At 61.9% G+C, this 11,731-nt stretch carries 8 protein-coding genes; 4 read left to right on the top strand and 4 right to left on the bottom strand.

What is annotated here, in order from left to right; translation table 11 throughout:
• Entirely contained in the window at nucleotides 1-1,515 is a 1,515-nt protein-coding gene (locus VIG90_RS11175; RefSeq protein ID WP_331593596.1) for a S10 family peptidase, read from the bottom strand.
• 242 nt (nucleotides 1,516-1,757) lie between these two features.
• Here VIG90_RS11175 and VIG90_RS11170 point away from each other — a divergent pair, with 242 nt between their 5' ends.
• Nucleotides 1,758-2,987: an aminotransferase class V-fold PLP-dependent enzyme gene (locus VIG90_RS11170; RefSeq protein WP_331593595.1), complete on the top strand. Its 1,230-nt coding sequence runs from the start codon at nucleotides 1,758-1,760 to the stop codon at nucleotides 2,985-2,987.
• Nucleotides 2,988-3,009: 22 nt separating this feature from the next.
• Here the strand turns inward: VIG90_RS11170 and VIG90_RS11165 are convergent, their stop codons facing one another.
• The 3 genes from VIG90_RS11165 to VIG90_RS11155 form a co-directional block, all read right to left on the bottom strand.
• A complete protein-coding gene (locus VIG90_RS11165; RefSeq protein ID WP_331593594.1) occupies nucleotides 3,010-5,418 on the bottom strand; it encodes an AI-2E family transporter in 2,409 nt (802 codons plus the stop codon).
• A gap of 84 nt (nucleotides 5,419-5,502) precedes the next feature.
• A complete protein-coding gene (locus tag VIG90_RS11160; RefSeq protein ID WP_331593593.1) occupies nucleotides 5,503-6,816 on the bottom strand; it encodes an MFS transporter in 1,314 nt (437 codons plus the stop codon).
• Nucleotides 6,817-6,975: 159 nt separating this feature from the next.
• Entirely contained in the window at nucleotides 6,976-7,386 is a 411-nt protein-coding gene (locus VIG90_RS11155; RefSeq protein WP_331593591.1) for a VOC family protein, read from the bottom strand.
• Between the two features lie 247 nt (nucleotides 7,387-7,633).
• On the opposite strand from VIG90_RS11155, the gene VIG90_RS11150 reads away from it, so the two are divergent.
• The 3 genes from VIG90_RS11150 (at nucleotide 7,634) to VIG90_RS11140 (ending at nucleotide 11,592) form a co-directional block, all read left to right on the top strand.
• Nucleotides 7,634-8,893 carry a TetR/AcrR family transcriptional regulator gene (locus tag VIG90_RS11150; RefSeq protein ID WP_331593590.1) on the top strand — a complete coding sequence of 420 codons (1,260 nt, stop codon included), beginning with the start codon at nucleotides 7,634-7,636 and terminating at the stop codon, nucleotides 8,891-8,893.
• A gap of 36 nt (nucleotides 8,894-8,929) precedes the next feature.
• A complete protein-coding gene (locus VIG90_RS11145; protein ID WP_331593589.1) occupies nucleotides 8,930-9,751 on the top strand; it encodes an SDR family NAD(P)-dependent oxidoreductase in 822 nt (273 codons plus the stop codon).
• Nucleotides 9,752-9,894: 143 nt separating this feature from the next.
• Nucleotides 9,895-11,592, top strand: a complete 1,698-nt coding sequence (locus VIG90_RS11140; RefSeq protein ID WP_331593588.1) for an alkyl sulfatase dimerization domain-containing protein — start codon at nucleotides 9,895-9,897, stop codon at nucleotides 11,590-11,592.
• Nucleotides 11,593-11,731: the final 139 nt, after the last annotated feature.

Raw genomic sequence — 11,731 nt, 5'->3', positions numbered from 1 at the left:
TCACCGTCCGCCCTCGTGCTGGCCTGCCTGCATGAACGCGCGCAGGTCATCCGCAAACTTGCGGGCGCTGCGCTCGACCGTATAGGCCATGTGTCCGCCCTCGTAGTAGGCCAGGCTCACGCGCTCCTTGGGCCAGCCCGACTGCACGGCGGCATATTCCATCGCGCCGATAGTGGTCATGGTATCAAAATAGCCGTTGCTCATCATGACCCGCAGTTGCGGCGCCTGTTCCATAACCTTCCCAATCAGGGACATGTAGGGCCAGTCGGAGAACGGGGTCGAGCCGCCCCAGTCCCATTCATCAATGCCCTTGATTGGGGAGTCGAGCACGTAGGGCGCATCCCACGTCACCTTCAGATGCTCGCGCACATACTGGTTCATGAACTGCTCGAAGGCAGGCCGGGTGATGTTGGAGGGATCAGGCCCCAGCCCCTTCTCGGTTAAAGGCGCAGTGTAGCGCGCATCCGCGCGGCCCAGCAGGAGACCTCGCTCCTTCAGGAGTTCCGCACGGAACCGCTCCTTGCTGATCTTGAGGTCGTTCACGCGGAAATAGCCGGCCGGAATGCCGGTGTATCCGGCAAGCCGCACCGCCAGCCGTTCGCGCGTCTGCACGTCCAGCGCATTGCCCTGTACCAGCCCCGTCAGATACTCCGTGCGGGCAAAGGCGCGCACTTCATCCAGAAAGGCCTCGAACGTGCGCCCGTTCTTCTCCACCTTGCCGTGATACCAGCCCAGCGCCGCCAGCGTCGGCAGGGAGACGACATGGCTCATGATGTTGCCCGAGCGCTGCACGTACTCAACGATGTTCAACGCCTGACCGAACAGCACGACGCCATCCAGCAGCACCGGCTCCGGCCGTGCCGCCAGCTGGCTGGTGACGGCGGCGGCGCGGTTGGTGCCGTAGCTCTCCCCCAGCACATACTTGGGCGACTGCATCCGGTCGTGCCGCTTCAACCATTCCACAATGAATGCGCTGACCTGCTGCGCATCGCTGTCGACCGAGAAATAGGCCTCCGGCGGCGTGCCCGGCAAGGTGCGGCTGTAGCCGGTCGAGGCCGGATCGATGAACACCAGATCCGCTACATCGAGAAGGGAATAGGCGTTATCGACGAGCTTGTAGCTGGAAGGATCCGCCGCAAGGTCATCCGGGAATGCGATGCGCTTGGGGCCGACCGAGCCCATGTGCAGCCAGATGGAAGGCGTGATTGGCCCGCCGTTGAACAGGAACAGGACGGGGCGGTTCGCAGGCTTGCCCTGATCCCTAGCCACATAGGAAAAGCTCACCAGCCGGGCCGCAGGCTTGCCGCTGGCATCGGGCACGTCGATGGGTTCCACCAGCGCCGAATAGACAACGCGCTTGCCATTGAACGTGCCGACATGCTGGGTCACGATCGCCGCAGGCTGAGCCGAGGCGATCTGTGCCTGCGATACCGGACTGGAGGCGAGCGCTGCGGGAGTCGTAGCTACCCCCAAATGGCAGGCAAAAGCCGCAGGCAACAACAGCCAGTTCTTCATGCAAATTCCCCCGCACGTCGGTGTGCGCACTCGGTTTCCCCACAGCTCAATCGTACCGGAGGCCAGAGGGCAATCTGCTTTTCATGCAAGAAAAAAGCAGCGCTTCCCGACATAGTAGACGCTCTATTGGCAGATTCAGGGAATAAAATTCTCCCGCGCCGCCTCCAATCACCCCCCGACCTGAACGGTTTGTGCCCATGGGCCGTGTTATACTGCGCGCCGGAATACAAGGAGGACAAGGCATGAGCGTAACCCGCCGGGAATGGATCGGCATGGCAGCCACCCTGCCTGTCGTCGCCATGGCTTCTCGCTCAGGTCATACGGCAACGCCGGCCCCACCTTCACTGCCGGACAAGGCCTCGTTTCAGAAAACAAGCGGGGTCTATTTGGACTCCGGCACCAGCCATCCGATGAGCCACGGAGCGCGTGCCGCCATCGAGGCCTACCTTGCCAAGCGCAGCCTTGATCCCGCCGCCGCTGGCCACAAACTGGACTCCGATGGCGTGCGGGCAAAGTTTGCGCGGCTGATCAATGCCGAGCCGGACGAAATCGCCTTCGTGCAGAGCACGACGACAGGCGAGCATATGGTGCTGCGGGCGCTCGGTCTACCTGCCAGGGATGCCCATATCGTCACCGATACCCTGCACTTCTTCGGCTCGTTCCCGCTCTATGAGGAAATGGCAAAGCTCGGCTGTGATGTCACGTGGCTGCGCCCGCGCGACGGTCGCATCATGCTGGAGGATATCGAGCGCGCCGTGCGCAAGGGCACCAAGCTGGTGGCCTTGTCTCTGGTCTCCACTTTCAACGGTTTCACCCATGACCTGAAGAAGGTCTGTGAGATCGCCCATGCCCACGGGGCCATGGTCTATGCGGATATCGTCCACGCCGCAGGCTGCATGCCTTTGGATGTGAAGGAAAGCGGCGTCGATTTTGCCGCCTGCGCCAGCTACAAGTGGCTGATGGGCGATTTTGGCCTGGGCTTTCTTTATGCGCGCAAGGATCGGCTCGACCTGCTGCCGCGCACCCAGTGGGGCTATTACGGGCTCAACCGCTTCACCTCCCACGCCTACCCGCTCGATCCGCCGGGCGAGACGATTGCCGATTACGGCTTTCCGTCATCGGCCATGGGGCACTTCGCTTTTGGGACCTACGCGCATACCGTTGTTGCCCAGCTGCACCACTCGCTGGACTACATCTTGAAGCTCGGGCCCGCGAACATTCAGTCCCACGCGCAGACCCTGACTGCCCGGCTGAAGGACGAACTGCCGAAGCGGGGCTACGTTCTTGCAACCCCGCCGGAGAGCCGCGCGCCGATCGTGACGTGTATCCTTGAGGACGCTGCCGGCAAGCTGCGCCCTCGTCTGGCCGCCGCAGACGTCCAGATCATGGTCAGCCGCAACCGGTTCAGGGTGACCCCTTCGGTCTTCAACGACATGGAAGACATCGAGCGGCTGCTGGCGGCCTTGCCCTGAGGGCGGGGCCGACCGACGGCGCTCAATCCGGCACTTTCTGGCCAACCGTTGCGGTGGCGCCGTCGCTGTCCGCGTCCTTGCCACGCGCCGGCTCCTTCTGGGTTGGCGCGCCGACGAGCTCCATCACGTCGGCCGCCATGGTCTCCAGAAGCTCGATTTCATCCGCATCCAGAGCGCGCGGTTTGGTATCCAGAATGCAGATGGCCCCTAGTACCAGATCCTTGCCGACGCGCAGCGGCGCGCCGGTATAAAACCGCAGGCCTGACGCCTCTATTGCCGGATTGTCCGCAAATCGCGGATCCCGCTCCAGGTCCGCGATGCTGAGGGTCTGGCCGTCCGCCACCACGTAACTGCAAATGGCATCGTCACGCGGGAGCATCCGGGGACGGTTGCTTTCATCCACGAGACTGCGCGGCAGTGGTCCGCTCTGGGCGATGATCCGCTCCTCATCTTCTGCCACCACAGTGACGATGGCCAGCCCCACATCGAACACATCCGCCGCCCGCTTGGCGATGGCGTCAAGCTGCTCTCGGTAGCGGTCCTCAAGAAGGCCTGACTGGTGCAGCGCCTTGACCCGCTCCTGCTCGTTTTCCGGCCGCTCCGGACGCTGAATCACGCGCGCGTCGCCCGGGGAAACCATACGCTGAAGCCGCAGCACGGCTTCTTCCATGGAAGTCACCACCTCATCCGCGCCAAGCTGCTCCAGCATTTCATCGGTTAGAATATCCGCCGGGGCATTCCAGAAGGCGAGAACAATACGCACGCCCGGCCAGCGGCGGTGCAGGCGGCGGCAGAGAACACGCGCACTCATGACGGGCGATGCGCTGAAAAAGCTGAGGCAAATGACCTTCGCGCCATCCAGTTCCGGCAAGGCCGCGGGTTCGCTTGATCGCGCTTTCAAGGGGCGTGTCGCGGCCGAGACCCCTTCAAGAGACAGCGCATGCGCCAGCATGACCGACGCCATGGCATCGATTTCCCACTTCCCGCCGATGCAGATAACTGCCGGTTTATCAGGCGCAAGCTCGCGCGGAGCATAGTGCTCCTGCAACTCCTCCAGCATGTCGTCCATGCCGTTGGCGAAGCGCAGGCGGTGTTCGGCCGTTGCAGAGTGCAGGTAATCTTCACTCGCCAGCCGGAGAACCGGGATGCCGACGTCATTGTAGAAATCCGTGACGGACCCTTCTTCGATCTCGGCCTCGGCAATTTCGACCGCTTCATCGACGTCGTCGGCAATCAGACGCTGGTAGATGCGCGTCGGCAGGTCGAGCACCGGCGTTGCACCCAGGAGAATTTCAAGGAACTGCAGCTGCGGCAGATTGCGGCCAAGCACCAGCAGGCACACGGTCAGCGGCGTGGACAGAATCAGGCCGACCGGTCCCCAAAGCGCCGTCCAGAACATGGCGGCTGCAATAAGCGACATGACCGACAGCCCGGTGCTGGAGCCGTACAGCAATGGCTCGACCACGTTGTTGCTGACAAGCTCCAGCCCCACGATCAGCGCTGCCGTCCACAGAACCATGTTCCAGCCGGGGTCAACCGCGAAAGCCAGCGTAAGCGGGAAGAGCGCCGAGATCACGGGCCCGACGTACGGCACAAACCGCAGGACAGTGGCCACCACCCCCCAGAGCAAGGCACCGGGCACGCCGATAACCCACAGGCCGAGCGCCATCGGCACGCCATACGTCACGTTCACCAGCAGTTGCATCAGAAGATATCTGCTGATGCGGGCACCGGCCTCCTCGATTGCATCCGTTGAACGGTGCAGGTTGCCGCCCAGCATGCGCAAAAAGCGGTCCCGCAGATCACTTCTGTCGAGCAGAGCCAGAAAGATGAAGATCAGGATGATACCTGCCGTGGCCAGCGGATCGGCAGACCGCCCAAGCCAGGTCATTGCCATGTCGAACGGGGACTGCGGCGCCGGCACCATCTCGACCCGCTGGATATCTTCCCGTGCCTCCGCCTGAGCCTCCGCGGCCTCCACTTCTCTTTGGACGATATCGACCGTCTGCAACGCGCCATCTAACATGCCGGGGCTGGTCATGCTGGAGCGCAGGTCAGCAATCTTTTCGCGGATGGTCGTCTGGTAGGTCGGCAGCTCGGCGCTGAGGGCGCGAACCTGGGTGGCAAGGACAAACAGCAACCCGCCCATAAGGCCGAGCATCAGCGCCAGCACAATCAGTACCGACCCCACCCGGGGCATGCCGAGCCGCCCAAGCCACGCAACGGCAGGGTTAAGGGCAAAACTGATCAGAATGGCGATGGCGAACGGGATCAGAAGATCCTGTCCGAAGTACAGCCCGGCGATGATGACGGCGGCTGAGACCAGCGTGGCCGACACCTTGATCAGGCCTGAAACTCTGGGCTGAGCAGCCAGATATTCAGGAGGGCTCAGGGATCGACCATGCGGCGGCAGGGACCGGGTTCGGGGCATTTGAAAGGCTCCAAGCTTGCCAACCTGAACGCCAAAGCGCGCCTTGGGGTTCCAGATCCGAAATGAAACTGGAAGGGAGCCGGCTCAATCCTCGAGAATTTCGCTATGGCGCTTGGAATCTTTCATGAAAATATAGACGAGCAGTGATAGTCCGATCATTCCCGTCACATACCAGAAGTACCAGTTCTCTGCCCCCGCCTGCTTGAACCCAAGCGCCACGGCCTCGGCGGTACCGCCGAACAGAGTGTTGGCCAAGGCATAGGGAAACGCAACGCCCAGCGCGCGAATATGCGCCGGGAACATTTCCGCCTTCACCACGGCATTGATGGAGGTGTACCCGGTGACAATCAGCAGCCCGGCCAGACACAAGCCAAAGGCCACCCATACGGACTGGGTATTGGCCAAGGCATCAAAGATCACATAGGTAAAGGCGACCCCCAGAATGCCGAACCCGATCATCAGGGGTTTGCGCCCGACGCGGTCCGACAGCAGGCCAGCCAGCGGCTGGACCAGCATGAAAACGAACAGCGCACCAGCCGTGATCTGCGTGGCGGCTTCCTTGGAAAAACCGCTGGTGTTGACCAGAAACTTCTGGAGATAGGTGGTGTAGGTGTAGAAGGCGAGCGTGCCGCCTGCCGTCAGCGCCATCACCGTCAGCGCCTTGCGTGGATACCGCATGAAAAGGGTAAACAGGCTGGATTTCTCCTGATCGGCGCGGGCGTGGCTGTCCTTCTCCTCGAACGACTGGGTTTCCAGCAGGCCGCGACGGATGAAATAGACCACAACCGCCAGTGCCGAACCGATGAAGAAGGGGATGCGCCACCCCCAGTCGTGCAATTGTTCATCCGTCAGGGTGGATTGCAGAAGGATGAGAAGCAGCAAGGCAAGCAGTTGCCCGGAGATCAGCGTGACATACTGAAAGCTGGAGAAGAAACCGCGATGGTTCCGACCGGCCATTTCGCTGAGATAGGTGGAGCTGGCACCGTATTCGCCGCCAACGCTCAGGCCCTGCATCAGGCGCGCCACCACGAGCAGGACGGGTGCCCATATGCCAATGGTCTCGTAGGTGGGCGTCAAGGCGATGATCAGCGAGCCAAGGCACATCAGGCTGACCGACAGGCTGAGGCCCGACTTGCGCCCCTTGCGGTCCGCGTAGGTCCCCAGCACCCATGCGCCGATGGGGCGCATCAGAAAGCCGATGGCGAAAATCACCGCCGCGCTCAGCAGCTGCGCCGTCGGGTTTTCATCCGGGAAGAACTTGGGCGCAAAATAAAGGGTGAAGGCCGAATAGACATACCAGTCGAACCACTCGACAAGGTTGCCGGCAGACCCGCCAACGATTGATTTCAAACGGCTCTTCTGGATGGTCTGAACCGCGTCAACCGTCGTCACGCTCATTTGCCGCCCCCTCGCCTTGCCAAGCCCTGTTCCACCGCCGCACTCGGCAGCACAGCCTGCTCTGGTAACGCGATCCTTCCCCCGCCGCCAGCCCGTATCACGATCGGCCGCTGGTCACGCAACTGCGCGAGGCCGCTAGATGCAATTCTGCAGCGACGATCAATCGCCGTGGAAGTTCAGCTCAAGCAGTACGTCGTTGGGGTCTTGGATAAAAATCTGTCGCAGGTTTATGGCCTCCACCGTGTTGAGCTTCAGCGGAATGCCTGCGTCCGTCAGCCTCTGATGCATGGCTTCGAAATCTGTGCAGTCGAACGCCACATGGTGAACGCGGCCCGACCCCTTGATTTCTGACCAGTTCCGGTCCTCTCCCAGAAAGTCTGGCCCCGGCATCGCCGCGTTCAGGTGAATGACTGCGCGTCCATTCCCTGCCTCGATCCACGCCCCCCGCGACGTGTCCTGAAACCCGGGGATGGTTCCGACGGTCAGACCCAGGATGTCCCGGTAGAACGCGATCGATTCATCGAGCCGCGAGGTTCGGATGTTCACGTGATCAAGCGAATTGATGCTCACCGATATCCTCTCCCTGCCGTGGACACCACCAAGGCCTCAAATCTGCGGCATCTCCGCATCCGGATGCAAGGCAATTATCCCCAAGGGTATATTTTGACCTCAGGCATCTCTGTACTAAAAATTTTCGTACTTGCTAAGACTGGAAAGCGGTCTTATCCCTTGGCGCCAAGGGGTGGTTGGAATGCCTGCGGTTGGCAGTGCACCTCTCATGCACACTTGCGCGAGGGTTTCAGCCGGGAGATTGGCAATGCAGACTTCAGCCACGCAGCGCATCATGACCGCCGCTCGCCAAGTCTTTCTGGACAAAGGTTTCGAGCGCGCAAGCATTGATGCGATTGCGCGGGTCGCTCGCGTCAGCAAGCAGAGCATCTACACCCTGCACCCCAGCAAGGCAGACTTGTTTGCAGCGGTTATGCGGGATGCCATGCAGAACCCGGCCGTTCCCCAGCCTGTGGCGGCATCGGCAGAAAACCGTTCGCCCAGCCAGCTCCTGACGAGCCATGTTCAGCACTATCTGCAAGCCGCCCTGACAGCTGAGCGTCGGGGTCTGGTTCGAGCCAACATCGTTGCGGCCAGACAGTTTCCGGAATTGTACGAGGAGTTGCGACGCCTTCGCCTCGGCACGTTCGCAATCCCGGTCGAGCAGCTGGCACCCCTGCTGGAAGCCGGCGATCATTCTGCCCCAGATGCGGTCGAGACCAGCCGCCGCCTTGCCAGCCTTGCCGCTGAGGGCTCGCGCTACCTTTTCGGCTATGATCAGCCGACGCCAGAGGCGCTGCAGACATTGGCGCGCACCAGCGTCCTGATGATGCTTGAAGGCTATATGGCCTGCCTGGCTGAAGGCGTGGACGGTTGCGATGCGGGCTCGCAGACTGATCTGGAAGGCGAGTTCCCGAAAGCCAAGGCCTTGTCCCTGCGTTTGCCGCAAGATCGCGTCGCGGCAATTCTGGATGCCGCTGCCGCCGAGTTTCTGAAATACGGGTTTCGACAGGCCAATCTCGATCGCATCATCGGCACCCTTGGCGTTTCAACGGCCACCCTTCATCGTCATTTCGTCAACAAAAACGGCTTGTTCATACGCGCGGTCCAGCATCTGGCTAAGTTACTTTGGTGCGAAGACTGCCCCGCAGCGCGCCCCGATGCCTCGCTTGAAGAGGATTTGGCCCAGCTTGCCCGCTGGACGCTGGAGCGTCACCTTGCACCGGAGAGCCTTGCCCTTCAGCGCCTGATGATCCGCGAAGCCGACCGGTTTCCCGCGACCGCGCGCTGGGTTTACGAACAGATGCTGGCGGCCCCGGAGGGTGCGCTGCAGGAGCGGATCGCCGCACATCGCGCGCCGCCGCCCGGCCCATTCGCCAAGCGCGCCTTCTTCACCCTCGTGACGTACGGCCTGCGGTTCGTCATCACAGCAGAAGATCTCAACGAGCAACACCATGCAGACCTCGCCGCAACCGGCGTGCGCCTCTTTCTGCGCGGCTGCGCCCAAACACCCCCGCATTTCACCTGAGGCGGGCACAAAGTTCATAATAATGGGGAGAACAGAATGTCTGATGCTTTGCGTATAAAAGGAGGCGTTGCCGTTATTACCGGAGCGGCAAGCGGCATTGGCACCGGTCTGGCGCGCAAGGCGCTGGCAGAGGGCATGCGCGTTGTGCTGGCCGATATTCAGGCGGATCAGCTTCAGGAGTTCGCCAGAACTCTGGCCGGTGAAGTTCTGGCCGTGCCGACTGACGTGGCCAGCGCAGCATCCGTCCAGACGCTGGCTCAAAAAGCGTACGCTGCCTTCGGCAGCGTTGATCTGCTTTTTAACAACGCGGGCGTCATGGCCACGGGCTTTTCCTGGGAAATCGAGCCTGAACGCTGGGCCCGTTCTCTGGATGTAAACGTTAAAGGCATCATGCACGGCATTCACGCCTTCGTGCCGCGCATGCTTGAAGCCGGCCGTCCGGCCCATATCGTCAACACGGCCTCAATCGGCGGCTTCCTGCCCAGCCCACTCATGGCGCCTTACTCGGCCACCAAGGCCGCAGCCGTCGCCATGACGGAATCTCTGCAGACCGAACTTCGCATGATCAATGCTCCGATTGGCGTTTCCCTGCTCGCCCCCGGTCCGGTCACCAGCGCTATTTTCCAGGATCCGTTCGGCAAAACCACCGGTCCGGCCGAAGAGAAGTTCGTCGCCATGCTGCGCGACATGCTGACGTCGAACGGTATGTCGCCCGACACGCTGGCCGACTTCGTTTTCTCCGGCATCCGCAAAGGGGACTACTGGCTCCTGCCTCACCCCGAGGCGGTTGATGAACCGCTCAAGCAGCGCACGGACATGATCCTGAGCCGCCGCGCGCCGGCGCCGCTCGGCATGTAAGTTTTACGCCCAGACGAAAGGCGAGCCCTATCATGAACATTCAGACATTCCTCCGCAGCGGCGCCTACGCGCTGCTTGCGGCAGGCAGCATTGCTGCCGCGCCTGTCTCTCCGGTTTCCGCCGAAAGCGCAACCGAGCTTCAAGTGCCTTATTCGGCACCGGCAAACTACATCGCCCACGGCAAAATGTTCCAGGAACGGGTCACCCGCGTTGGCAATGCACCTGTCTGGCAGATCGAGTTTCACGGCCAAAACCTTGTTGTCATTCAGGGACAGGATGGCCTGATCCTGGTCGACACCGGCATGAACCGCGAACTGGCCACCCGTGCCCTTGCGAAGATCCGCAAGGAGATCGGCACGCAACCGGTCAAGGCGATCATTTACACGCACCACCACACTGACCATATCAACGGCGCGGCGGTCTTTGCCGATCCACAGGATGTTGCCAGCGGCGCCGTGCCCGTTTTTGCGGCTTCGAATTTCCTCAAGGAGCTTGCGGACGAGGGCGTCGCCACAGTTCCGATCGTGGCTGCCCGTTCGGCCTATATGTTCGGCTTCGCCTTGGAAGGACAGGAAGCTGCGGATTATCACGTTGGATGCTGCGGCCGTCTGGGGACCGCAAGCGCCAACACGTCCGGCTACATCGCGCCGACACAGTTCGTTGATGTGGATGGCGCGCGCGACGTAGAGATTGCAGGGGTCCGGATGCACCTGTTCCACACAGGCGGCGAGGCTGCCTCCCACATCGCGGTCTGGTTGCCCGATCATCGAACATTAATCTCGGGCGACGAAGTGCAGGGGCCGACCTTCCCTCAACTCCATTCGATGCGTGGCACCAAGATGCGGGATGCGCCGCGCTGGGTTGAGGCGCTCCGGCGGATGCAAGCCTTCGATGCCGAACATATGGTGCCGCTGCATGGCCCGGTGGTGAGCGGCACGCAGCGGGTCAAAAGCCTGCTGTCGAAGTACGAAGACGCTATCCAGTACACGCACGACCAGACCATCCGGCTGATCAATAAGGGGTTGACGGTGCGGGAGCTTCCCGAAGCGCTGGACGAGCTCCCCCCTTTCCTGCGTTCCGATCCCTATACGGGGGAGTACTACGGTACGGTGCCTGACTCTGCCCGCAGCTACTATGTGGGCTACATCAGCTGGTTTTCAGGCGATGCAACGGAGCTGGACCCAACGCCGCCGATCGAGGCCGCACAGCGCACCGTCGAGCTGATGGGGGGCCGTGACCGCGTGCTTGCCGCAGCCATGAACGCGTTCAAGGCCGGCGACGCCCAGTGGGCCGCCGAGCTGACCACACCGCTGATCCGCATCAATCACGAGGATATGGAGGCCCGCAAGATCAAGGCCGCCGCGTTCCGCAAACTCGGGTATGCGACGGACAACTCAAGCCGCCGCGGCTTTTATCTGATGGGAGCCAAGGAGCTTGATGGGTCGCTCAATCGCCAGAACCTGACACAGCGCTACGTGAGCGCGGACTACGTGAAGCGCCTTCCCGTTCCCGCCATGCTCCAGACTTTACGGTTCCGCGTCGATCCAACCCGCGCCGGTGATGCTGACGCTAAAGTCCGCCTCAACCTCGGTGCCGACGGCAATTGGCTGCTGCACCTGCGCAACAGCACCTTGAAGGCCGTGCAGCTTAAGGATGCGCCAGCTTTGGATACGCCGGAAGCGGCGCTGGACCGTGCCGCGCTGGCTCAGCTTGTCTCCGGCAGCCCTGTCTCCGGCCTGGTCAAAGCGGGGCAGGTCACGGGAGCAGGTGCCGACGCGCTGGAGCGCATCCTGTCTACCGTCGACTTCAAGGCCGAACCCATTAATCTCGTGGTTCGCTAGGCGATCCTCGAGGAGTGATAGGGGCCTGGAGGAGTGATGCGGGCTCAGCCCCGTCACTCCTCGCTCGTCCTGTCCAGTTACAGCTTGATCCGGCCTACGACACGCCCCGATGGCCCGCCTCAAACCTGCAGTATCTGCA

It is taken from the genome of Pedomonas sp. (assembly GCF_036515995.1).
Taxonomy (GTDB): Bacteria; Pseudomonadota; Alphaproteobacteria; order Sphingomonadales; family Sphingomonadaceae; genus Pedomonas.
This window is presented reverse-complemented; position numbering and strand designations above follow the sequence as displayed.